The 23,936-nt window shown below is 69.7% G+C and carries 17 protein-coding genes and 2 pseudogenes; 6 read left to right on the top strand and 13 right to left on the bottom strand.

What is annotated here, in order from left to right; all coding sequences use genetic code 11:
* Nucleotides 1–60 precede the first annotated feature (60 nt).
* A complete protein-coding gene (locus ABD793_RS14310; RefSeq protein ID WP_344859796.1) occupies nt 61–696 on the top strand; it encodes a TetR/AcrR family transcriptional regulator in 636 nt (211 codons plus the stop codon).
* A gap of 168 nt (nt 697–864) precedes the next feature.
* On the opposite strand, the gene ABD793_RS14305 is transcribed toward ABD793_RS14310, so the two are convergent.
* From ABD793_RS14305 to ABD793_RS14290, 5 genes and pseudogenes are all read right to left on the bottom strand, one after another.
* A complete protein-coding gene (locus ABD793_RS14305) occupies nt 865–1,104 on the bottom strand; it encodes a hypothetical protein (protein WP_344859794.1) in 240 nt (79 codons plus the stop codon).
* Nucleotides 999–1,400, bottom strand: a pseudogene (locus ABD793_RS42960) (WXG100-like domain-containing protein); the annotation flags it as partial. The gene ABD793_RS14305 and the pseudogene ABD793_RS42960, both read right to left, overlap by 106 nt.
* 350 nt (nt 1,401–1,750) lie before the next feature.
* The gene (locus ABD793_RS14300) at nt 1,751–2,197 is read right to left on the bottom strand and encodes a phospholipase A2 (RefSeq protein WP_344859792.1); all 447 of its coding nucleotides are present in this window, start codon (nt 2,195–2,197) and stop codon (nt 1,751–1,753) included.
* A gap of 214 nt (nt 2,198–2,411) precedes the next feature.
* Entirely contained in the window at nt 2,412–4,253 is a 1,842-nt protein-coding gene (locus tag ABD793_RS14295) for a serine/threonine-protein kinase (protein WP_344859790.1), read from the bottom strand.
* The gene (locus ABD793_RS14290; protein ID WP_344859788.1) at nt 4,250–6,118 is read right to left on the bottom strand and encodes a serine/threonine-protein kinase; all 1,869 of its coding nucleotides are present in this window, start codon (nt 6,116–6,118) and stop codon (nt 4,250–4,252) included. Before ABD793_RS14290 ends, ABD793_RS14295 begins: the two co-directional genes overlap by 4 nt.
* Before the next feature lie 106 nt (nt 6,119–6,224).
* On the opposite strand from ABD793_RS14290, the gene ABD793_RS14285 reads away from it, so the two are divergent.
* Both ABD793_RS14285 and ABD793_RS14280 read left to right on the top strand, forming a co-directional pair.
* Complete coding sequence (locus tag ABD793_RS14285) at nt 6,225–6,740, top strand: nuclear transport factor 2 family protein (RefSeq protein ID WP_344859786.1); 516 nt, start codon at nt 6,225–6,227, stop codon at nt 6,738–6,740.
* A 37-nt stretch (nt 6,741–6,777) separates the two neighbouring features.
* Entirely contained in the window at nt 6,778–7,722 is a 945-nt protein-coding gene (locus ABD793_RS14280) for an SDR family NAD(P)-dependent oxidoreductase (protein WP_344859784.1), read from the top strand.
* Between the two features lie 48 nt (nt 7,723–7,770).
* On the opposite strand, the gene ABD793_RS14275 is transcribed toward ABD793_RS14280, so the two are convergent.
* The 3 genes and pseudogenes from ABD793_RS14275 to ABD793_RS14265 all read right to left on the bottom strand — a co-directional run bounded on the left by ABD793_RS14275 (nt 7,771) and on the right by ABD793_RS14265 (nt 12,388).
* Entirely contained in the window at nt 7,771–8,658 is an 888-nt protein-coding gene (locus ABD793_RS14275; RefSeq protein WP_344859782.1) for a patatin-like phospholipase family protein, read from the bottom strand.
* A 149-nt stretch (nt 8,659–8,807) separates the two neighbouring features.
* Nucleotides 8,808–10,066: pseudogene (gene manD, locus ABD793_RS14270) on the bottom strand (D-mannonate dehydratase ManD).
* A gap of 18 nt (nt 10,067–10,084) precedes the next feature.
* Nucleotides 10,085–12,388 (bottom strand): mannitol dehydrogenase family protein, encoded by a 2,304-nt coding sequence (locus ABD793_RS14265; protein ID WP_425548703.1) that lies wholly within the window; start codon nt 12,386–12,388, stop codon nt 10,085–10,087.
* Nucleotides 12,389–12,616: 228 nt separating this feature from the next.
* Here ABD793_RS14265 and ABD793_RS14260 point away from each other — a divergent pair, with 228 nt between their 5' ends.
* Nucleotides 12,617–13,276 carry a 6-phosphogluconolactonase gene (locus ABD793_RS14260; RefSeq protein ID WP_344859778.1) on the top strand — a complete coding sequence of 220 codons (660 nt, stop codon included), beginning with the start codon at nt 12,617–12,619 and terminating at the stop codon, nt 13,274–13,276.
* Between the two features lie 148 nt (nt 13,277–13,424).
* Here ABD793_RS14260 and ABD793_RS14255 read toward each other — a convergent pair whose 3' ends face one another.
* Entirely contained in the window at nt 13,425–14,348 is a 924-nt protein-coding gene (locus ABD793_RS14255; RefSeq protein ID WP_344859776.1) for an oxidoreductase, read from the bottom strand.
* Between the two features lie 23 nt (nt 14,349–14,371).
* Here ABD793_RS14255 and ABD793_RS14250 point away from each other — a divergent pair, with 23 nt between their 5' ends.
* Together ABD793_RS14250 and ABD793_RS14245 are read left to right on the top strand one after the other, a co-directional pair.
* Nucleotides 14,372–15,256 (top strand): MurR/RpiR family transcriptional regulator, encoded by an 885-nt coding sequence (locus tag ABD793_RS14250; RefSeq protein ID WP_344859774.1) that lies wholly within the window; start codon nt 14,372–14,374, stop codon nt 15,254–15,256.
* Between the two features lie 234 nt (nt 15,257–15,490).
* Nucleotides 15,491–20,134, top strand: coding sequence for a DUF6531 domain-containing protein (locus ABD793_RS14245; protein ID WP_344859772.1), 4,644 nt, complete (start codon nt 15,491–15,493; stop codon nt 20,132–20,134).
* A 102-nt stretch (nt 20,135–20,236) separates the two neighbouring features.
* On the opposite strand, the gene ABD793_RS14240 is transcribed toward ABD793_RS14245, so the two are convergent.
* From ABD793_RS14240 to ABD793_RS14225, 4 genes are all read right to left on the bottom strand, one after another.
* Nucleotides 20,237–20,545 (bottom strand): hypothetical protein, encoded by a 309-nt coding sequence (locus ABD793_RS14240; RefSeq protein ID WP_344859770.1) that lies wholly within the window; start codon nt 20,543–20,545, stop codon nt 20,237–20,239.
* 165 nt (nt 20,546–20,710) lie between these two features.
* Nucleotides 20,711–21,880: a M24 family metallopeptidase gene (locus ABD793_RS14235; protein WP_344859768.1), complete on the bottom strand. Its 1,170-nt coding sequence runs from the start codon at nt 21,878–21,880 to the stop codon at nt 20,711–20,713.
* Nucleotides 21,881–22,123: 243 nt separating this feature from the next.
* The gene (locus ABD793_RS14230; RefSeq protein WP_344859766.1) at nt 22,124–22,666 is read right to left on the bottom strand and encodes an NADPH-dependent F420 reductase; all 543 of its coding nucleotides are present in this window, start codon (nt 22,664–22,666) and stop codon (nt 22,124–22,126) included.
* A gap of 52 nt (nt 22,667–22,718) precedes the next feature.
* Nucleotides 22,719–23,651 (bottom strand): NAD-dependent epimerase/dehydratase family protein, encoded by a 933-nt coding sequence (locus ABD793_RS14225; RefSeq protein ID WP_344859764.1) that lies wholly within the window; start codon nt 23,649–23,651, stop codon nt 22,719–22,721.
* Between the last annotated feature and the right edge of the window lie 285 nt (nt 23,652–23,936).

The following is a 23,936-nucleotide window of genomic DNA, read 5'->3' as shown; positions in this document are numbered from 1 at the left end:
AATAATACCCGTGCGAGGTTCACGTCAAGTGCCGATGCCCGGACTGGTTGACTGCGAAGCATGACCGGGGAAGCAACGGATCAGACCGGCCGCCTGGAAGCGCCGCCGGGCGGAGACCGGCGTGCGCGCAACCGAGAGGCGCGGCGCAACCACCTCTACCGTGCGGCGGTGGAGTTGTTCGTCGACCGTGGCTTCGACAACACGACCATGGAGGACATCGCCGCCCGCGCGGACACCGCCCGCGCGACCGTGTTCAACCACTTCCAGCGCAAGACGGCCTTTCTCGACGAGTGGAGTCTCCGCCGCCGCGAGCGCGCGCAGGGTGCACTCCGTGCCGAACACCTGGAGGACCGCTCGGTGCGCGAGGTGATGACCCGGTACTTCGCAGAGCTGGCGAGGATGAGCGTGGACACCAGGGCGGAAACCGTTGCCTGCATGGGCGCGGCCATCCACTCCACCAACGTCTTCGGCAATCCCGCGCTGGGCCATCAGCTCGGGGGATTCGTCGCCAGGGCGCAGGCCGCCGGTGAGGTCCGCCCCGGCATCGACCCCGATCAGGCGGGCCTGGTGCTCGCCACTTCGTACTTCGCGTCGCTGAGCGCCTGGATCGCGACCGATCCGGCCCCGTTCGACCTCGAGCAGAACATGCTGGCGAGCCTCGACATGATCCTGCACGGCATCATCGCCGAAGCGTGACGGCCCTCCGCGCTGCGCGAGGCGCTGTCCCGGCTGCGCTCTCGTGCACCGGCGCGTTCCGCGCAGGCCGGCTCTGGCTCAGTGCGAACGAGACGCTGCTCGCCACGTTCTTGAGCCGCCGCCGGAAGTCCGGTCAGTGCAGCCGGCGGGTCACCTTCGCGGGGGTCATCAGGGCAGCGCCTGCACTGCGCCGAACACGTGGGACCCGAGCGAGCCCAATCCCGCGGCGTCCTTGCCCGCCGAAGCCGCCGGGCTGTCGTCGAACTGCGCGATGCTGTGCGCGACCAGCGCCACACCGCCGGTCAGCGCGGCCACCGGTGCCGCGAAAGGCGTGCACGGAGGGAAGAGCGCAGCGAATCCGGCAACGGCGGAGACCGTACCGGCCCAGTCGCCGACTGAGCCCAGCACGGTGTTTCCGTCCTTCGGCGCGGGCGACGGATCGCCGACCCGGCGAGCTGGGCGCAGGACCGGCCGATCTGCTGCAACGACATCGCGCCGCCGGAAAGCCGCGCGGCGAAGGCGGTGCCCGCGTCGTCGCGCCACATTGCGGCCAGCCCCTGCTGCAGAGCGCTGACCTCGGCGCTCGCCTTGGCTGCCGAGTCGCCGACGGTCTTCCAGGCCGTGCCGGGTTGCTGTGCGGATTCCTCGTTGTCCGGCCGCCACGGATTCGCGATCGCCTTGACCGCGGCGTACAGCTCGTTGTCGGGTTCCGGGAGCGTCGGCCGCTACCTCGGGATCGCCGCGGCGCCCTGCTCGAGCCCGCCCGCCAGTCCGGTGATGCTGTCCTGCGCGGATTCCGAGGCGACCCGGCAAGTGCCGACGATCTGCCCGGCCATCCGTTCACCGTCCGCGACCGCACCTGCCAGTGCTGCCTGACGGTGGCCGCTTCGGTCACCGTCAGGCAGTCAGGTATCGGAAAGCGGGCACCTCGACGACGGTGAATTCCTTCGACGAGGGAGTCCGTTGTGGACTTTCCGGAGGTCGTACTTGACCGTCCCGGTTTCCACCGGGTGCGCCGGAGTTCGGTACCCCGGCGCACCCGGTGTGGTTTTCGCTATTTCGGGTTTCCGGAGCCGTGGTAGTGGCTCTTGGCGAACTTCCGGACCGCTTCGTAGTAAGTCTTGGCCACGGCGAAGCACGCCTGGGCCTTGGCTCCGGACGAGTAGGCGTACATGCAGCGGTCACGCAGGTTGGTGAGCAGGCCCTTGTCGCAGGTGAGCCGGTCGGTCGTGCTGGTGTGCGAGTAGCACCGGTCGTGCGATTCGCAGGCCGGGCCGAAATCCGCCTTGAACCAGTGGTCGGGTACCCACTTGCTGATGCCCGACCCGCCGCAGTAGTCCTTTTTCGCCTGCGCGAGCTGGGTGTTCGCGACCTGCTGCGCGGACGGCCCGGGTGCGGCCTGTGCCGCCGCACCGAGACCGAAGGACATCAAGGCCGCCACCAGAACCGCGACTACCGCGCCGTACCAGCGCAGCGCGGAACCCGAACGCTTTTCGGACATGAATCTATTCCTTTCACTGCTTCATCCAGCCGATGACGGACACCGGCTCATCCCCATGGCACGGGAGGGCAGCCCGGCACACTTCCGTGCCGCCGGGCCGATCCGGCAGAACTCTTCCCCCATCGACACCCCAGTTCGCTCCCCAGCCGAACTGAAGTGTGACATGTCGACCTCAAGTGTCGCAACCCAAACGATCACACTGACCGGAAGCCGGTCAGCGGGACAGCTTTGCCAGCACTGCCTTGGCGTACCTGGTCGCGCTGGCGCACGGGTCACTGGTGCCCATCGCCTTGGTCGTGACGATTTCGGTGCGTTCCTTGTCGAGCTGTCGATGGGTCCAGGTCACGGTGCAGTACTGGACGTCCTGCTGCAGGCGAGAGTAGGCATCGGTGCCGTCGATCTTCACCGGCTCACCGACATTCTCGAGTGGTTTTCCGGGCTTTCCCTGCGTCACGGAGACGCTCATGCTCGCGGTGCTTCCCTGCCACTCGCACTGGTGCAGCAAATACGGCTTCTTGGCAACGCTGTCGCCCACCGCAGCGCGGGCGGTCTGGTCGTCCACAAGGGAACACGGATCGGTGACGAAGGCGCTGTCCGCCGGTGCCCGCCAGAGAAACCCGTTGGTCTGCAGGCGATCGATGACGGTGCGCAGCACCGTGCTCGCGTGCCCGCAGGCATCGGATTCATCGGTGGGCAGGTCGATCTCGATACTCAGCTTCGGCTGGGCCGGCGTCTGGACGAGCGCACCGCAGCCGACGTTCGAGGTCGTGAACCGCACCGGCAGTCCGGCGATCTGCACCGAACCCGGCCGGCCCGAAGCGGTCCCGATTTCGCTGTCCGCACCGAGATCCAGCCAGACGGTGAAGTTGTCCGGGCCGTCGTAGGAACATTTGGTGGGTTCCTCGGAGAGCGCAGGCGTGAGCTTCCCGATCGGGTCCACCTCGACCCCGTCGAGCACCCGGCATGGATCCATGTCACGCAGCCGCGTTTCGGACAGTGCGTCCGGCACCGGCAGTTTCGGCGTCAGGGCGTTTCCCGCGACGATTTCCGGAGCACCACCCAGCTGGGACATGCCGGCGGTGGCAGCCGCGGCCAGCACGAGCACCCCGGCCACGGACATCGTGGTCCTCTGCCACGAGCGCTTCTGCGGTGGTGGCGGCGGTACCGGCGGCGCCGAGGAAAACGCCGCGCGGACCTGCTCGTCGGCGGCCGCGATGAGGTTTCCCACCCCGGCGGGCCACACCGCGGCGCCGGTCGGCACCGGACCAAGCCAGTCCAGCACCTGCAGCGGTGTCGGACGTCGCGCGGGATCCTTTGCCAGGCACGGTTCGACCAACGCGGCGATCTCCGGGGACAGCCCGGTCAGGTCCGGTCGCGTGTGGACGATGTTGTACAGCGTCTGCGCGGTCGTGTCGCCGATGAAGGGCGACTGCCCGGTCGCCGCCATGACGAGCACCGCACCGAACGAGAACACATCACTCGCCGCGGTGAGCACCCCGCTGGAGGCTTGTTCCGGTGACATGAACGCAGGTGTGCCGACGATCGCGCCGGTTCCGGTGAACTCCGAGATTTCCGCGGCGCGCGCGATGCCGAAGTCGATGACGCGGGGCCCGTCCGCGGCGAGCAGCACGTTGGAGGGCTTGAGATCACGGTGCACGAGCCCGGCCCGGTGGATGTCGGCGAGCGCGGTCGTGAGCCCGACGGCGAGGTAACGAAGGGCCTCGACCGGCAGCGGTCCGGTCGCGTCGACGGCCGCCCGCAGGTCCGGACCCGGTACGTAGACCGAGGCGAGCCACGGCGACTCGGCGTCCACGTCGGCGTCGAGCACGGCGGCGGTGTAGGCGCCGGAAACCTTGCGGGATGCCTCGACCTCATGCCGGAACCGGCCGCGGAACTTCGGGTCGGCGGCGAACTCCGGATGGATCTGCTTGAGCGCAGCGAACCGCCCGTCCGGGGACAGTGCGAGCGACACCCGGCCCATCCCGCCCTCGCCGAGCGAGGCGAGCAGCCGGTAGCGGCCCGCGGTGCGGGGTTCGGCCGGACCGAGCGGCCTCATCGCGGCAACCTCGGCACGACCTTCGCCGCGGCCGTCTTGGCCTGCCGGCAGGTGTCGACGGCTCGGCCATCGGCAGGAGGCGTCACCTGGACCGAGACGGTTTCCCTTGCTTCGGCGCCATTCTTGCGCTGGGTCCAGTGCACCTCGCACACTTCCGGCTCGCTGTCGGAGAACGGCCGCACGTACCCGGTGACGCCGCCGAGCCGGATCTGCGTACCGCGCGTCTCATCCGGGAACGGCGCCGACTCGAAGTAGTCCAGACTGACGTCGAGGGAGGCCGAATCGTTGAGGTACCAGCCGCAGCCGTGCAGCGTGAAGGGCGAGCCGGTGGGCACGGTCCCGAAGATCTTCTGCAGATCGTCGCCGGTGAGCAGCGTGCACGGGTCGAGCTTCGCCAGCGATGGGGTTTTTTCGGGCAGCCGGGCATTGCCGTTGCGGATGTTCTGCACCATCTCGGTCAGCTTCGCCTTCGCGTCGTCGCAAAGACCGTCGGTCGCGCCATCTGTCTCCGTGGTGACGCCTACCCGCAGCGCCGAGTCCGGATCGTCGGGCAGCCGGATCGCGGCGTCGCAGCCGTTGCGTCCATCCGAAATGGACTGAACGGCGGCGGGCAGCCCGGCGATGGTCGCGGTGGCGGTCGCTTCGTCGGCGGGAATCGGACCGGTCGGTACCCCCACGGTGATCTCGCGTTGCCGGTCGCCGGAGAACACGCACGAGGTGAACTGGACGTGGCTCGTGACCGGGAGGCCGCGGAGCACCTGGCACGGATCGATCTGGCGCAGCCCGGCGGGGCTCAGCGGCTCGGGCGGCGCAGTCGACGTCGTGACCGGTGCCGCCGGGGCGTCCGCGGCCGTCGTCGGCGGTGCATCGGGCCGGGTCAGGGTGACCGCCGTCAGCACACCGGCGGCAACCACGACCACGGCGCCTGCCGCCGCGGCGACGATCTTGCCGCGGCGCCGCCGCCGGACCGGTGCGCGCCATCGGATCGGTTCGCGCACTGCCCTCGCGGCCGTCTGCTCCCGCTCGGTGATCAGCGAGTGGACCGCCATCGGCCACGGCTGCGGACTCGGCGCGAGCGAGCCGATCGCGTCCAGCAGCTGTTCCGGGGTCGGCCGCTGGGCGGGGTCCTTCGCGAGGCACGGTTCGGCCAGGTAACGGATCGCCGGCGACGCCGCGGAGAAGTCCGGCAAGGTGTGCACGACCTGGTATAGCGTCTGCGGCGTCGACCGGCCGGCGAACGGAGCGTGTCCGGTCGCGGCGAGCACGAGCAGCCCGCCGAGGGAGAACACGTCGCTGGCCGGGGTCAGCTGTTTGCCCAGCGCCTGTTCGGGCGACATGAATCCCGGCGATCCGACGACCGCGCCGGTGTGCGTGAGCTCCGGCCCGCCCTCGGCTGCCCGGGCAATGCCGAAATCGATCACCCGTGGACCGTCGGCGGCGAGCAATACGTTGGTGGGCTTCAGATCACGGTGGATGAGCCCGCCGCGATGGATGTCGGCCAGTGCGGTCGCGAGACCGACGGCCAGCCGTCGCACGGACTCCGCCGGCAACGGGCCCGCCGCGTCGATCGCGTCCCGCAGCGTGGGACCCGCGATGAACGACGAGGCCAGCCAGGGGACCGGCGCGTCCGGATCGGCGTCGAGCACCGCCGCGGTGTACGCCCCGGACACCCGGCGGGAGGCGTCGACCTCACGCCGGAAACGTTCGCGGAAGCCGGGATCGTGCGCGAGTCCCGGATGGACCCGTTTGAGCGCGGCCAGCCGCCCGTCCGGCGCCTGCGCGAGTGCTACCTTCCCCATCCCGCCCGCACCGAGTGGTGCGAGCAGCCGGTAATGCCCGACCCACGATCCCCGCTCTTCGGGCACGGGAACTCTTCCCCCTCGGCTTGTGACACATTCGGGCATAATGTACCACCACGCGACCGGGCGGCTTGGCTTGACACTGTCATCCGAGCAGGGGACAGTGGTTCATATGACGCAGTCAGATGAACTTTCCGCCACCGATGCCCGCGTGCGCCGTTTGTGGGACCGGGCCGAGATCGGCGACGTCCAGCTCCGCTACGCCACGGGTACCGACTCGCACGACTGGGAACTCTTCCGCAGCTGTTTCACCGAGGAGGTCGAAATCGACTTCAGCGCCGGCTTCGGCCAGCCCGTCGTGCGCATGAGCGCCGACGACTGGGCGAAGAGCACCGCGCCGAGAATGGAGTCTTTCAAGGCGACGCAACACATGATCACGAATCTCGTCATCACTTTCGACGGCGACGATCGAGCCACCTGTGTTGCCTATCTGCGCGCCAGTCACCACCTTCCGAACAGCACCGGTGACAGCGACCAGGTCGTGTACGGGTACTACACGAACCGCTTCGAGCGGACCCCGGACGGCTGGCGGATCGCCCGGGTCAAGTTGACGCCGCTCTGGATGACCGGCAACTTCGGCATCTTCCAGACGGCGCTGACTGCCGAGGACTCTTCCCACCGGTCCTGAATCCGGCGAGACCAGCTGCACAGGAGGTATCGATTCGATGGCACAGCCACCCGATCTCGCGGGTCGCACCGTCGTCGTCACCGGGACGACCTCCGGCCTCGGCCTCGCCCTTTCCCGCGTGCTGGCCGGTGCCGGGGCGCGGGTCCTGATGACCGTCCGGGATACCGAGCGCGGGGCGGCGGCCGTCGAACGGGTGCGGGCCGGGATCGACGGCGAGGGCTCGGCCGAGACCGTCCTGCTCGACCTTGCCGATCTGGCTTCGGTGCGCGCCGCCGCCGCGGATATCCGGGCCCGCACCGGGGATCGGGTCGACGTGCTGATCAACAACGCCGCGGTGTCGCTGGGGCCGCCGGCCCGCACCCGCGACGGGTTCGAGCTGCAGATCGGCACCAACCACCTCGGCCCGGCCGCGCTGACCTGGCTGCTGATGCCTGCGCTGCGGGCGGCCGGCAGCTTCGGCCGGCCCGCCAGGGTGGTGACGACCTCGAGCCTCGGGCACCGCACCGGCGGTCTCGATCTCACCGATCTGCACTGGCAGCGTCGACGTTATTCGACCACGCGTGCTTACGGGGCCTCGAAACTTGCGAACCTGCTGTTCGCCGCGGAACTCGATCGACGGCTGCGACGCGCGGGCGACCCGGTGCTGTCGGTCGCCGCACATCCGGGATTGACGGCGTCGGAGCTGCTGAACAACGCCCTCGCCCGCGGGCGCACGTGGCGGGCACGCCTGCTCGTGCTGCCGGACCGGTACCTCTCCCAGCCGGTCGCCGACGGGATTGCCGCCCAGCTCCTCGCCGCCACCGGACCGGTCCGCGGCGGCGACTATCTCGGCCCGACCGGACCCTTCGAGATCCGCGGTCCGGCCGGTCCGGCGCGCCGCTCGGCAACCGCGAAGGACCCGGCGCTCGCGCGTGAGTTGTGGCAGCGCACAGCTACGGCCACCGGAGTCGTACCGGACCCCGAGCTCACCGTCCGCGGGTGACCCTCGTCCGGGCCGGCGGCCGACCGGCCCGGGACGCTCTCATCGTGGTCAGCTCTGCCACGCGGTGGTGACCTGGTCGAGCACCGCGCGTGCCTGCCGGTGGCCGAGTTCATGAGCGGGCTCGGCCAGCTGCGGGTTCAGCATGTCGCCTTGGGCGCCGGCCAGGGCGAACACCTCGGGGCTCGGTTCGATGGCTTCGACGACCGCTCCGGTGGCGCGGACCTCCTCGATTTCGCGGCCGGCGATCTGCAACGCTGCGGCGAAGCCCTCGTCGGTACCAGGCGGCGGGATGAGCGGAAAGCAGGAAAGCGCGAGGACGCGGTCGGCGCCGGCCGCGGCGGCGGCGTTGAGATGGCTCAGCGCGCCGCCGTCCATGTAGCGGTGACCGTGGATGCCGATCGGCGGGAACACCATCGGCACCGCGCAACTCGCCGCGACCGCCTGGGCCAGGTTCACGTCGTCATCCGGTCCCCACACCCGTAGTTCACCCGTTACGACGTCGATCGCGGTGGTTCGCAGGGTTTCCGGCCACGGCTGGTCCCGCAAGCTGTCGAGCAGACCGAGAAACGCCGCCTCGTCCAACGCGGTGTCCTGCGCTGCGGCCAGGCCGCCGATTTTCCGCAGGGCCGCATCGGGATCACTGCCGACGCCGGCTTCGGTCATCGCCGTCATCAGTGCCTGCGATCCGTCGCGGAGCTGGTTCCCGGTCGTGGTGGCACCGAGCCGGCTGATCGCGTCGAACGCGCCTGCGGTCTGTTTGCCGGAGGTGAGGAACGCGCCCACGATCGAGCCCGCGGACGTTCCGATCACCCGGCCGGCATCGGTGAAGTCAAGGCCTGCCTCGGCAAGTCCGGCGAGCAGGCCGGTCTGCCAGCCGATCCCGACCGCACCGCCCCCGCCCAGTACGAGGGTCTTGGCTGATCCGGTGTCGGGCATCGCTGCTCCTCGGTGCCGATCGGGGGCTGGTTCTCCCGGTTGCCATTGCAGGCTACGCCAACCTGGCAGACTCTGCCAGGTTGGCGAAAAGGTCTGGTCAGGGCTGCTTTTACCGCGGTGCTCCGGCGCCGTTCGGCTTCGCTCGCGGTTCACCAGTCGTGCACGGAGCCGTCCAGTTTGAGGCGGTTGACCGGGAGATAGGCGGGCGAATAGGGATGCGCGCCTGCCACCGCGTCGTCGTAACCGACGCCGAGTCCCGGTCCTTCGCCGGGGCTCAGCAGGCCGTCGTGAAAGCGGTGCGCGGGGCGGAAAACGGCGTCGGTTTCGGGTGAGTGCTTCAGGTACTCCTGGATGCCGAAGTTGGGGATGGCAACACCGAGGTGCAGTGCGGCGGCGAGGCCGACGGGGGAGACGTCGGTGGGACCGGGTACGCCGGATTTGATCTGGTACACCGAGGCGTAGTCGAAGATGCGCCGCAACGCGGTGATGCCACCGGCGTGCGGGCCGGGGGAGCGGACGTAGTCGATGAGCTGTTCCTCGAACAACTCCCGGTAGTCCCAGATGGTGTTGAACACTTCGCCGATCGCCAGCGGGGTGGTGGTGTGTTCGCGGACGCGGCGCAGGACCGCGGGGTTTTCCGCGGGCGTGGCGTCTTCGAGCCAGAACAGGTCGTACGGTTCGAGCTCCTTGCCGAGCTTCGTCGCCTGGATGGGGGGTGAGGCGGTGGTGCGCGTCGTGCAGCAGCGGCAGCTCCGGACCGAACTCCGCGCGCACGGCCTCGAACACACCGGGAATGTGGCGCAGGTATGCACGGGTGTCCCATTCCTCTTCCACCGGTACCGCCGAGCGCCGGGCGAGCTCGTGGTCGTAGCGCGCGGTGCCGCCGGTGCCGGTCCCGGCGTTGGCGCTGGAGGCGACGCCGTAGACGGAGCCGAGGCCGGGCACCCCGGTCCGGATCCGGATCGCGCGGTAGCCCCTGGTCGAGGTGGGCGCGCACGGAGTCGAACAGTTCCGCCAGGTCGGCTCCGCTGGCGTGGCCGTAGGCAAGGCAGCCGCGACGGCTGCGCCCGCCGAGCAGCTGGTAGAGCGGGAGACCGGCGAGTTTCGCCTTGAAGTTCCACAACGCCGTGTCCACCGCGGCGATGGCGGCCATCGTGATCGGGCCGCGTCGCCAGTAGGCACCGCGGTAGAGGTACTGCCAGGTGTCCTCGATCGCGTGCGCGTCCCGTCCGATCAGCAGTGGCACCACGTGGTCGTGCAGGTAGGAGACCACGGCCATCTCCCGCCCGTTGACCGTTGCGTCGCCGAGGCCGACGACACCATCGCCGGTCCGCAGGCGGAGCCTGACGAAGTTCCGGCCGGGTGCAGTGACCAGTACCTCGGCGGAAACGATCGGTGCGGTTGTCATCGGGAGCCTTCCTTCGGGCTACTCGGTGTCGTGCGCCGGTGGGGACCAATTCGGCGACGGTGCGGTCAGTTCGGCACGGGAGAGGGCACGGCGCAGTGCTCGCTCCGCGGACCAGCCCGCGACCAGCCGGTCGAGGGCGGCGTCCTCCTGCGAGGTTCCGGGGGCGACACCGGTGTGGGCGAGCCAGGCCGAGATGACGCGCGCGGCCGGTGCGGGGTCGGCGCGGTGCGCGAGCAGCTCGGTGACAATCGGGACGACGCGTTCCCGGAGCTTGTCCTCGGCGTCGGTGGCGATCTGCCGGAGTGAATGCCGGATCCGGTCGCTCGCGAACCGGGCGCGCAGCTGTGCCAGGCAGGCCTCGGCGTCCGGCACGTCCTGCGCGGCGGCTGTCCAGTACTGCTCGGTCAGCTGCCGCAGTGCCGGATCGGCGATGGCTTCGTCGACCGTGTGGTGGCCGCGCAGCAGCCCGCCCAGCGCCAGCAACAGATGTGCGCCGTTGAGCAGGCGCAGCTTGCGCTTTTCGAACGGCCGGCTGTCGCCGACGAAGGCCGCGCCCGCATGCGCCCAGTCCGGGCGTCCGGCGGGGAACTGCCCGGCGAGAACCCATTCGGCGAACGGCTCGGTGACCACCGGTGCACGGTCGGGCCGCCCGGTCGCGGCGGTCACCGTCGCAATGTCCTCGTCGGTGGTGGCCGAGGTGATCCGGTCGGCGACCGTGTCGACGAACGAAACGTGGTCGTTCAGCCATCTCGGCAGTGCACGGTCCACTTCGGACGCCAGACCGTGCAGTGCGGCCCGGATGCGGCCACCGTTGCCGAGGACGTTGTCACAAGGCACGACGGCGATCGGACCGGCGCCACTGCGCCGACGTGCCCCGAGCGCCCGGAGGAGCGGACCCGGCGCCGACTGCAGTGTGCTGTCCTCGCGGAGCGCGGCAATGTCGCTGTGCACCAAGGGGTTTCCCGGGTCGAGTGTACCGTCCGGGCCGAGCAGGTAGCCCACCTCGGTGACGGTCAGGGTGACGACGGCGACCGCCCGCTCGGCGACCAGCCGGTCCAGGTCGGCGATCCGGTCCGCACCGTACGCCGCGACCAGCGACCGCATGCGGTGGAACCGGTCCGTGTCCAGACCGCGCGCGACGAGGGTGTAGACGCCGTCCCGTGCCGCGGGCGTCTCCGCCGGCCGCGTCGAACGGCCGGAAAAGGCGGCGATGCCCCACGCCGGGTCGCTGCGCTGGGTGAACCACACCTGGTGCGCACGGTGGAACGCACCGAGCCCGAGATGCCCGATCCGCACTGGAGGCCGATCCGCCGAGCCGGTCATCGCGGTTCTCCTCAAACGTTTGCACCGAGGGTGCGTGCCGGATGGCCGCCCCGCAGCGGCCGGGAGGTCAGGTCCGTGGTTTGCCGATACTCGCGCGCCAGACGACCTTCGTGCCGACGCCGAGGTGGCCGGGGCGCCCGGTTCGGTTTCCCCGAGCAGCCGGTCGACCGCGAGCCGTCCGACGCGGGCGCTGCGGCCGTCGATGGCGGTCAGGCCGGGCTGGACCAGCCCGGCGAGCACGTCGTCGTGTCCGGTGACGCTGATGTCGCGGGGCACGGACAGCTTGTGCCTGCGGAAACCTTCGATGAGCCCGGCGGCGAGGACGTCGTCGAAGGGGACGACTGCGGTCGCGCCGTGGTCGGCGACGGCTTTGGCGGCCGCGATGCCGTCTTCCTGCCTGGCCGCGGTGGGACCGAGCTTGACGAGGGTGGCACCGCGCGGGCGCGCACCTTGTCGGCCCACGATCCGGTCGGACCGGGCAGATAGGCGATCTTCTCGTGCCCGAGCTCGCAGAGCCGGTCCACGAGCTCGGGCACGGACGCAGTGGAATCGGGAATACCGTCGACCGGAGGGTTCACCAGCAGGAGCGGGACCAGGTCGGCGATTTCGCGGATGTGGGACACGCTCATCCGCGGCGCGCACAACAGGATCCCCCGGGTCTGGCGGGCGAACTGCTCGCACACCTTGCGTTCGATGTCGGCGACGAACACGCCGATGTCGCGCGCGGGAGCGGGCCTGTGCGGCCTTGAGCAACGTGGTCATGTAGGGATTGCTGATGTCCGGTACCACGACGCCGAGGTAGGGAGACTCGCCCGCGCGCAGGGCTCGGGCCATCGCGTTCGGGACGAACCGCAGCTGCGCGGCGACCTCGTGCACGTTCCGCACCGTGTCCGGCGAGAGCAGCTCCGGGTTGGAGAAGACCCGCGAGACGGTCGAGATCGAAACCCCCGCTGCGGCTGCGACGTCGGCGAGTTTGGTCTTCTGCGTCCGCCGGGCCATCTCCGCCCCTGCCCGCTCGGTGAAGTGGGTGTTTACTGATCGTGCAAACGTTTGATAAGGACGTACGTACGCAGCCGCGTGACCGTCAAGGGGCGGTTCACCGATCCGTCCGAAAAGGACGCTGACGCTCGGGTCGGCGTGGTGCTGGGCAGGGGAGGCGCATGGCGGTCGAGGCCGGGCAGTCGATGACGGTCGTCGCGGAGCCGACGCGCGCCGAGCTGGGCCGGGGTGCACGCCGGGCGAGTGCTGCGTGCGGTACTTCGTGCCGGGCGCACGGCGCGGGTGATGTTTGCCGCGGCGCCCAGTCAGAGCGCGACGCTCGTGGCGGAGGACCTCGACTGGGCAAGCGTGGAGTTCTTCCACATGGACGAGTACATCGGGCTGGCCACGCACGCCCCGCAGGGATTCGCGAACTGGCTGGCGGAGAACTTCGTCCGGTACACGCCAGGCGCGGTGTTCCACCGGATCGACCCGGCGGGCGCGCCGGAGGCCGAAGCTGCGCGGTACGAAGCGTTGCTGGGCAGTGAGCCGTTCGACCTGGTCCTGCTCGGTCTGGGGATCAACGGCCACCTGGCCTTCAACGACCCGCCCGACTTTGCCGACCCGCGCGGCGTCCGGGTCGTCATGCTCGACGACACCAGCCGTCACCAGCAGGTGGCGGAGGGGCACTTCGAGACGTTCGACGATGTCCCGGAAACCGCCGTGACGGTCACGATTGCCCGCCTGCTCAACGCCGACGTCGTCATCGCTTCGATACCGGGGCGGGAAAAGCGGACCGCCGTGGCGCAGACTCTGCGAGAGCCGATCGGCGCGATGCACCCGGGCACCGCTCTGCGCACGCATCCGAACACGACGCTGTATGTCGACGCGGAAGCCGACCCGCGATGACCGAACTGCGGAGCCGCTGCACCGGACAACTGTGCGACGCAATCGAGCCGATCGCTGCTTCGGCAGATGACCTCGAATCCGTGGTGCGCATAAAAACCCGCAGCAGCGACGGCACCGCCGCCACGTGCAGCACGCTCGGACGCCCGGATCAGCCGGGCCCGTCGCTCGCGGCTGCCAACAGCGGTACCACCACATCGCTGACCGGTGTCGGGATGCCGTGCACCCGGCCGCGGCGCGCCACGACACCGTTGCGCGTGTCCCATTCGAGCGGCCGGCCCGCCTGGCGGTCGGCGAGGATGGAGGTTCCCATGTCGGGCGGGGAGGCCCGGAAACGGTCGACGATCTCGCGCGGCACCTCGTCTCCGAGGACCGCGCCTTCGGCTCGGGCGACCTCGAGACACTCCTGCGCGTAGTCCAGAGCCAGCCGGACCAGGTCGGCGCGGCCGAACATGCCGGACCGGCGGCCGCTGAGAACCATGAGCCCGGCAACCGCGTTCTGAAGCAGTTTGCGCCACGCCAGTGACGTGAAGTCTGCCGCCGGTTCGAGCGCGCACCGAGTGCCACGCAGTGCCTCGAGCACCACGCGGGCGGCCGGTACGTCCGGCACGGTGAGGCGGGCTTTGCCGCGCAGCCACACCGAACCGTCCGGCTGGGCCTGGGCCGGGAACCACACGACGGAGGGCACTACCGGGCAGCCGGGGACATAGGGCGCGACGGACGATTCCTGCTCGACGCCGTTCTGCAGAACGCAGACCACGGTGCCCGGACGGCACAACGCCGCCAGCCACGGTGCCGCCGCCTCGAGCTGTGTCGATTTGACGGCAAGAAAGACCAGGTCGACCGGCTCCTCGGGGTGCGCCGGATCGATCCGCACCGGACCCGGCACGACGACCAACTCTTTGCCGTCCCGGAGCTCCAGGCGTTCGCGAGCCGTGCGGCCACAGAGCATCGGGGTGCGGCCGGCCCCGTGCAGCGCCGCCGCGACGGTGGTGCCGATCGCCCCAGGACCCACGACTGCGACGGTGGGATCCGTGGACAGTGCCGTCTTGTCCGGATGGTCGAGCTGGGCCATGACGTCAGGTTACTCTGTTACTTGTGAAAGGCGACAGCGGTAATTCCGTTTCTCCGGATGACGGTCCGCTCACCAGATGGCTGGGGACCGTGCAGGCGCGCAGCGGCGATCTCGCCGCGAGCGAGGCGAAGGTGGTGAAGCTGCTGCTTTCGGACCCGTTGTTCGTCGGTACGAGCACCACCGCGCAAGTCGCCGCGCGGGCCGGGGTGTCCGCGCCGAGCGTGGTCCGCGCCGCGCGGGCGATCGGGTTCACCGGGTTCACCGAGCTCAAGCTCGAGATTGCCCGCGCCCGTGGGACGACCGAGTTCTTCGCGCCCTCGGAAGCACTCACCGGGAACGCTTCGACCGCGACCGTGCTCGAGACGTCCATCCGGACGGGCACCGACGCGATGACCGCACTCGGCGGCGCCTTGGACGTCGCCGCTCTCGACGAAGCGGTCAGTGCGGTGCAGGGAGCGGGTCAGGTGCTCGTCGTCGGCGCGGGTACCTCGGCGGCGGTCGCCGCGGACGCCGTGTTCCGCCTCCGTGCACTCGGTGCGAGGGTGGCCGGCATCCCGGACCACGAGTCGGCGATGATCGCGATGCGCCTCCTCGGCGGTGCCGATGTCGTGATCGCGATCAGTTCGACCGGACGCACCTCGTCGACCCTCAGCGTCGCCGACGCCGCCTGCTCGGCGGGCGCGAAACTGATTGCGGTCACCACGCAGTACGACACGCCGCTCGCGGTACTCGCCGACATCGCCCTCGTGGTCGGCGGAGCGCCGTTGCCGGGGCAAATGGCCGCCGCGGGAAGCCGGCTCGCCCAGCTCGTCGTGCTCGACGCGCTGGCAGCCGCGCTCGCCATCCGGGACCCGGACCGGAGCCGGCGAGCCGAGCACGCGGGCATCGACCTTCCGGACCTCTCCTGATCCGCTGCCCGTGAGTACCCCGTTCTTCCCGACCGGTGGGCATGATCTTCGCCGGGTTGGGCGACGCGCGCACGGTGGTGATAGACATAGCATGGTCCGTCATCACCGGCGCTTCGCAAGGGGATGGCGTCCTGCCCGGTCCGGATGAGGTGGCACCCCGGCGACCTGGGCTCGGCGACCCGGACCGGCTGGTGCGCGCAGGTGGTACGGACCCCGAGGGGAAAACAACACACCATGGTGAATCCACTGGTTGCCGAGCGTGCGGACTCCACCAAGGGCTACTCCGGTGTCCCGTTGCTGGAATCGGCGAACGATCTCAAGGCCGGTATCGAGAAGGGCGACTGGGCCGCGGTCGCGATGGGGGCGGTCGGCACGGCGCTCGACGCGCTCTCGATGGCGATGGATCCGTTCGGATCGATCCTCGCCGCGGGCGTCGGGTGGCTGATGGAACACGTCGGCCCGCTCTCCGACGCACTCGACGGCCTGACCGGCGATGCGGACCAGATCAAGGCGCAAGCCGAGACCTGGTCCAACGTCGCCAAGGAACTCGGCGCCGTCGGCACGGATCTGTCCGCGATGGTCGAGGCCGACCTGCAGTCGTGGACCGGGTCGGCCGCCGACCAGTACCGGCAGCAGACCGCGGACCTGGTCAACCTCCTCACTGCCGCGCAGAAGGGCTGCGAAGGAGCCTCCAGCGGAGTCGAGACCGCGGGCGAGGTCGTCGCCGCCGTCCGCACCCTCGTCCGCGACATCATCGCCGAGCTCGTCGGCCACCTGATCAGCTGGGCGCTGCAGGTCCTGTTCACCCTCGGCATCGGCATGACCTGGGTGGTGCCACAGGTGGCGACCGCGGTCGCCAAGACCGCCTCGAAGATCGCCGACATCACCACCAGGCTCGTCAAGGCGCTCAAGGGACTCATGCCGCTGCTCAAGAAGGCCGGCACGCTCTTCGACGACGCCGCCACGGCGATGCGCAAAGTCAAGGGCGGCAAGGTCGGCAAGGCCGATTCCCCGCCCCCGATCAAGGGCGGCAAGGACAGCGGGACCAACGACCGCGGGCTCGGCAACACCAAGGACGGCGAAGAGACTTCCGCCGCCGGCGCCGGCGGCAATGACCACGGCAACGGCGGGAACAGCGGCGGCGGCAACCACAACAACAGCAACAACCACAACAACGACGACCACACGAACGCCAGCAACGCGGACAACGGCGGCAACCACGACAGCGGTGGCGACCGCAACCGGGGCGGCAGCGACAACGACACCACCAAGAAGGACGGCACCGGCGACCGCTCGGCGGCGGGGGATGCCAAGAACTACTGCGGTGACCCCATCGACGTCGCGACCGGCGAGGTCGTGCTGACCCAGGTCGACGTGACCTTGCCCGGCGACCTTGCGGACCTGGTGATCTCCCGCACGCACCTGTCGTCCTACCGCGACGGCCGGTGGTTCGGTCCATCCTGGACGTCCACTTTGGACCAGCGACTGGAGGTCGACGGCGACCGGATCCGGTTCTGCGCCGAGGACGGGATGGTGCTGAACTACCCCGTTCCGGCCGGCGAACCCGTGCTGCCGGTGCAGGGTCCGCGCCACCGGCTGCACCGTACGCCGGAGGGCTACCGGCTGTCGGTGGGCGATCGCGAGCTGCACTTCGCCGGCACCGGCGCCGTACTGCCGCTCACGGCCATCGTGGAGGGCGGCAGCCGCACCGAACTCACCTACGCCGGGGACGGCACCCCCGCACGGCTCCGCCGTGCCGACGGTGTGGAACTCGCGGTCGGCACCGCGAACGGCCGGATCGTCGAGCTCGGGGCTCCGGGGCAGGCACCGCTGCTGCGCTACTCGTACAACCGCCACGGCCAGCTGAGCGCCGTCACGGATTTCGCCGGCCGCGCCACGGCACTCGACTACGATTTCAGCCACCGGCTCGTCGGCTGGCAGGACCGCACGGGCACCTGGTACCGCTACGTCTACGACGACGCCGGCCGCTGCGTCCGCGCCGTGGGCGCGAACGGCTACTACAACGCGACGTTCGTCTACCAGCCCGGCACGACCCGGCACACCGACGCGGTCGGGCACACGTGGACCTACCACTTCAACGAGGCCAAGCAGCTGATCGAACGGATCGACCCGCTGGGCAACTCCCGGCGCTTCGCGTGGAACCGGCGCGACGAACTGCTGTCCCAAGTGGACGAACTCGGCCGGGAGACCACCTACGGGTACGCCGACGGCGAGCTGGTCGCAGTCAACCGGCCGGGAGAGTCCGCGGTGCGGCTGGTGCCCGCCGAAGACGGTGCGGTACGGCTGCGAGCAGGCGAAGGCGCGGACGAAATCCAGCGGGTGGTGCCCGCGTTCGACCCGGCCACCACCCTGGCCGGCAACAGGATGGCGCCGGCGCTACCGGACGCGCCTGACCCGTTCGAGGACGACCCGGTGACCGATCGGACGGCCCGTCCCGGTGATCGCGACCTGTTCGGCCGCCCGCGCCTCGTGCACACGGCCTCCGGCGGCGCGGCGAGGCTCGGCTGGACGGCCGACGGCCGCCGTGCCTGGCGGCTCGGTCCGCACGGTGACCGCGAGACGTGGGTGCACGACGCGGAGGGCCAGGTCGTGGAGTACCGCGACGCCTCGGGTGCCGCGCGGCGGCGCAAGTACGGCCCGTTCGGCCTCGTGCTGGAGGAGACCGACGCCACGGGTGCGCGCACGCTGTTCACCTACGACGGCGAGCTGCGGCTCACCTCGGTGACCAACCCGAACGGTCTCACCTGGCAGTACGCCTACGACGCCGCGGGCAGGCTCGTCGAGGAGATGGACTACGACGGCCGCAGGCTCACCTACGCCTTCGACGCGGCGGGCCAGTTGCTGCGCATGACCAACGGCGTGGGCGAGGTGACCGACTACGACTACGACCTGCACGGCAACGTCGTGGCACGGCGAACTGCCGAAGACGTCACGGTGTACTCCTACGACGCGCTCGGCAGGCTGACCACCGCGGAGAACTCCGAGTCGCTGGTCGAGATCCGCCGCGACGGTGGTGACGCGGTCATCGCCGACACGATCAACGGGCTCGGCGTGTGCTGGCGCTACGACGGCGAGGCGCTCGTCCGCCGCACATCGTCCGGTGTGGACAGTGAGTGGCGCTTCGGTGCATCCGGGCTGCCGCAGTCGCTGCGGATCGCGGGCCACGAGGTCGAATTCGGCTACGACGACGTCGAACGGGAGATCACCCGCAGCGTCGACGGCACCGTGGTGCTCCGGCGGCGGTTCGACGAGGAGGACCGGCTCGCCGAGGAGGACATCGCGAGTGTCGGGCTGCGCACCTACCGCTACCGCCCGGACGGCAGGCTCGCCGCGGTCGGCGATGCGATCCGGCCATGGCAGCTCTCCTTCGACAACGCGGGCAGGGTCACCGAGGCGCGCGGGCCGGCCGGCGTCGAACGGTTCGCTCGCGACGCGGCGGGCAACATCACCTCGGCGGTGACGCCGGAGTTGCCGGGGCCACGGACCTATGCGCGCAACCGGCTCGTCTTCGCCGGCAACACCTACTACAGCGGCGACGCGCAGGGCAGGGTCACCGGGCGGCACGAAACCGGCCAGGACGGTGGCCTGCCGTGTGTCTACACCTGGGATCACCTCGACCGGCTGCGCTCCGCGGCCACCCCCGACGGCGCGCTGTGGACCTACCACTACGACCCGCTCGGGCGGCGGTTCGCCAAACGCCGCTGGATGCCGGGCCCCGACGGGGATGCCGTGCTGAGCACCGACGTCCGGTTCCTGTGGAGCGAGATGAACCTCGTCGAGCGGATCGAGCACGATCCCGCCGACGGGTCCTACCGCTTCCACACCTGGGAGCGCTACGCCGACGATCGCCCCATCGTGCAGGTCGAGCACACCGGCTCCGCCGAGCAGGCGCGGTTCCGCACCGTGATCACCTCGCCGGCGGGCACGCCCACCGAGATGCTCGACGAACATGGTGCGCTGGTGTGGCAGGACCGCAGCAGCTTCTGGGGCGTGCCGCTGCCCGGCGCCGACACCGCGGCGATGCCGCTGGCGTTCCCCGGCCAGCACCGGGACGAGGAAACCGGGCTGCACTACAACGTGCACCGGTACTACGACCCGCGGACCGCGCGGTATCTCAGCCAGGACCCGGTCGGTCTGGCCGCCGCGCCGAATCCGGTCGGCTACGTCGACCAGCCGCTGCTCGTCGGCGACCCGCTCGGGCTGTTGGGTACCTGTGGTGCGACCGGACTGGGCAAGCGCAAACGGCCTGCTACGGATCCGGGGCCGCCACCGCGGCGGCGGGAGTTCCGGCCGCGCAACGACTTCAGGCACGACGTCGACTCCATGACCAAGGAGGAGTTCGACCGGTTCAAACCGAAGCTCGACCAGATGCTGAAGGCCGACAAGCACTTCTTCTGGTCCGGTGGCTACCTCGACAAGCGGCGGCCGCCCGGCGCGACCAAGGACACCTATCTCGGTCCGTTGCAGGACCGGGCCACCCAGATCGCGAAGCAGCACGGCGGCAACACCCTCGAAGGCACCCTCTACGACAACAAGATCAAGATGCCCGGCTGGATCAACGACGCGAACGACCCGAGGAAGGCGCTCGTCGAGGAGAAATGGAAGTACGTCTCCGAGCGGTGGGCCAACAACAGCCCGGGTGAAGCCCATGTCGTCTTCCCCGGCAAGCCCGATCCGCACGCACGCATCGACCTCTCCGCCAAGGAGAGCGGTCCGGACGACATCTATTCCTACCGCCGCCCGGACAACGTGTGGGACGAGATCGAGTACCCGAGGCTCAAGGACAACGGCATCAGCAACATCACCAAATACGACTCCGAGACCGGTGCCGCCGAGCCCTACCGGCATCGCCCGTGACCGGCGTCGCGGTGCAGTGCCGCCGGACCCGACCGGCCTGACCGGCCGGCCGGGTTCAGCCGGTGCCCGGCCGTGCGTGCTGCTCCCACGCACGGCCGCGGGTCAGTCGCAGTGTGCGCTGACGTAGGCCTGCCAGCTCGGGTACGGCTCGGGGGAGATCTCGGTGTAGTAGGTGGAATCGACCTGGCATTGCGTGGCCCAGTCGTAGCCGGAGGAAGAGACCTGCAGCTGGAGCTGGAGGATGCCGTCGGCCTTGGCGGCGTCCTGATTGGGCCCGTTGCCGTAAACGGAGAACAGCATCCAGGCTCCGGGCGGTGCCGCCGCCGTTGCGGCGAAGGCGCTGGTGGCGCCGGCTCCGGACAGGAGCAGGGCTGCGGTGACAGTGGCGAGTGCGGTGCCGATCTTCGTCATGAGTCGCAACGGTAGGGCTGCTGCCCGGGAGGGGTCCCGGCCTGCCCGGCGGGCGAGGTGACCGTGCGTCCGGCCGGGGCAGGTCCGGCTCGCCGGGCTCGGTCGCGACATCCGTATCGGGTTCTGCGCGCTGCGCCACAATCCGCAGGGCGCGCCCGGGATTCGCTACTGGTAGGAGAGCAGCTGCTGTGGCCGGGTGCCGAGCCGTTCGGCGCCACCTGCACGCACCACGAGCATGTCGCCCCAGCTCACGTCGTAGCTCCGCGCGACGACGCGTCCCGCGCTCTTCGGGAATGCCGTCGGCTTGCAGATGAAGACCGCTCCGGCCTCGATCGGATCGTCCAGCACGGTCTCCGGCGTGTCGTTCGGGATGAACAGCGGGCCGTCGTAACCACTGTGCAGCAGAAAGCAGATCTCCGAGTTCGTTCCCGCGGCGACTCCCGTCGCAGCCGCGCGCACCTCGCGCCAGGTGGCTCCGGGCACGAGCGCTGCGCGGCACGCCTCGAAGGCGGCTATGTTCAGGTCGAATGCGTCGCGTTGCTCTGCAAGGACGTCGCCGGCGATGAACGGCTCGGCGACCTGAACCATACCCCGGTGACCGGGCATGATCTCGGCGGCGACGCACAGCCCGTCCTGCACCTGACCGGTCGGGACGGCGACGAGCCGGGGACGGGGGTTGCCCCAGGTTCCGGGGCACCAGGCCACGCTGGGAATACCCAGCCCCGGTCGCATCATGGCCGTCATACCGGCCCGGTATGCCTCGGCCTGTTCGGCGCCGATCCGGAACGCCGCGCCGATGGCGCGGGCGCCGGCCTCGGCGACCTCGATACCGGCCCGCAGATCTTCGAGCTCCGCCTCGCTCTTGACGTGCCGCGCCGCGGCCAGTACCGGGGCGCCGTCGACGACGTCGGTTTCGGTCAGTGCCGCCAGAATCCGCGTCACTGTCGAATAGAGCACGTACCCGTCGGCGTTGCGGACGTGGGAGTAGTCGTTGCCGTCCAGGCCGGCGATGGCGACGCGCGCCGCGTTCGGCCTGATCGCGCGGAGTTTGGCGGCGACGACCGCGCCGTAGGGCACCTTGGTGGAGCCCGACGGCGTCGCGCTCTCCCGGTCCTCGATCCACCCCTGCCGATCCACCGCGAGGTTGCTGTCCTCGCCGCCAAGCAAGATGGACGGCTCTCCCGCCAGCGGGAACAGCACCGCACCCTGCTCGTTCGCGAGATAGTGCACGTCGGTCGAGTTCGACTCGGGCAGTGCGATGAGCAGGTCGATGTCGCGCTTGCGCATCTCGTTGCGCACCCGCGCCCAGCGCCAGTTCCGCTCGTCCAGGTCCACGGCAGCCTCCACCCGTCTAGGCAATCCTATTTTACAGTACTGTACTCCTGAATTATGGGGTACCGGGCAAGTCGTCGCGAGCGCGGGCCAGGCCGGTGCAGGTCCGGCCTGGCCACGGCTCGTGCACACCTGGGCACGTCCGCCGGGGCGAACAGGGCGGTGCCGATCAGGTGGCTGCCGATCAGGGCGGTGCCGATCAGGTGGCTGCTGTCCTCGGTGCTCGGGAACAGGATTCCGTTTCGATCAGAGTTCACCGGGGACGGCGAACCGGTAGAACACCCCGCCGACCGGCTGGATGCCCATGAGCAGCCAGACCGCGTTTTCGAAATCGCGGGCCCGGGAGAGATCGCCGACGCGCACCGGATCGTATCCGGCGTCGCGGATCAGCTGCTCGGTGATCTCCCGGGCACTGTCGTCCGCGACGTACCAATTGCTCGGCCGCACCCGCTGCTCGCGCACTGCGCCGAACAACGCACCGAAGTTCATGTTGAAGCTCTTGGCCACCGGGCCGTGGGTGAAGGACTTCACCTCGTCGGCATAGGAGGGAAACCCGCCCTGCCGCGCGGGCATGATGTTCGTCGCGTCGATCGCGATTTTTCCCTCGAGTCCCGTCACCTTGGCCAGTGCCACGGAGATCTGGTCGCCGGGCACGGCGACCAGTACGACGTCCGCATCCGAAGCATCCCCGCCGTCGCGACCGAGCTCCTTGACCTCGTGCCCGGCCTCCCGCCACAGGCCGGCCAGCCCTCCGCCGATCATTCCTCGTCCGAGCGTGACAATCTTCATTTCAGCTTTCCTTCGATTGACTGTTTGGCAAGATCAAGTGAATGCGGGGGTTTCACGCGCCGCTGACGGCCAGTGAGTTCCTGACCACGTCCAGACCGGCGGAACGCGAAACAACGGGCTGGTATCCGAGTTCGGCGACGGCCTTGTCCGTCCGCAGGATGCACGCCTGCCCGAGGAACCACCGGGTGGGAACAGTGACCTCGCGTGCCGCGGTCTCGGCGTCCAGTTCCGGGATCGGCGTATCGACGCCGTAGATCTCGAACAAAGTCTCCATGAACTCACGGAGCACGGCGCGGTCCTGGTCGGTGACGAAGTAGGCCTGGCCCGGCCGGCCGTTCTGCCATCCGAGAACGAGGCCCTCGACGGCGTTGTCGACGAACGTGACGTTCGTGGTGTGCCGTCCTCCGTCGATCCAGGCGAACTGCCCCGCCTTCGCCGCGGCCACCAGTCCGTCGATGAGGATGCTTTCGGGACCCCAGACGAACCTCGGCCGGATCGACACCGTGGCGAAGCCCGGCGCATTCGCGTCGAGCACGATCTTCTCGGCCACGGCCTTCACCGCACAGTAGGCGGCTTCCGAGTCCGGCCGCAGCGGCGCGGTCTCGTCCACGTCCACGAGCGGGTCTCCGGCGAGCAGTGCAGCTTCGCTTCCACAGTGGACGAATCGGGGAACCTCCGCGTAGCGGGCCGCATCGACGACTGCCTGGGTGCCGCGAACCGTCACCAGCTCATGTCGTGCCCGGTCCGCGCCGATATCCGTTTCGGCGGCGAGGTGAAACAGCACATCGCTACCCGGCACGTGATTGCGCCAGGTGAGCGGGTCGGTCAGCTCGCCCTGCACCGGCTCCGCACCCAGCGCCGACACCTTGGCGGCCGACTCCGCACTTCGGACCAGTACCCGCACCGAGTGCCCCTCGCCGAGAAGCCGACGGACCAGTACCTTGCCGATGAACCCCGAACCTCCGGTGATGAATGCCCGAGCCATCCGATTCTCCTTTCCGGTGGGCCGCGTGGGATCGATGCGATCCCTCGTGTCGCGCATCCCATGGAGCACAGCAACCGGATACGTCCGGAACTTCCCTCAGCTGCATTCATAGTTCGAGGCTTTGCCATCATGATTGCGAATGCCTCATGGTCAAGACGCCAGCGTGGCAGGGGATTCCGGTTGGTCACACGGGCGCGCCGGCTACTCGGCCGGGCGGGGCGCACCGCGTCCGGCCGGCGCCGGTACCTCAGGATTATTCATGCTGCGGAGATCTGCGATAAGCTT

Origin of the sequence: Amycolatopsis ultiminotia (genome assembly GCF_039536925.1) — a bacterium.
Lineage (GTDB): Bacteria > Actinomycetota > Actinomycetes > Mycobacteriales > Pseudonocardiaceae > Amycolatopsis > Amycolatopsis ultiminotia.
Note: the sequence above shows the minus strand (reverse complement) of the source record. Positions and strands in the feature narration are given on the sequence as shown.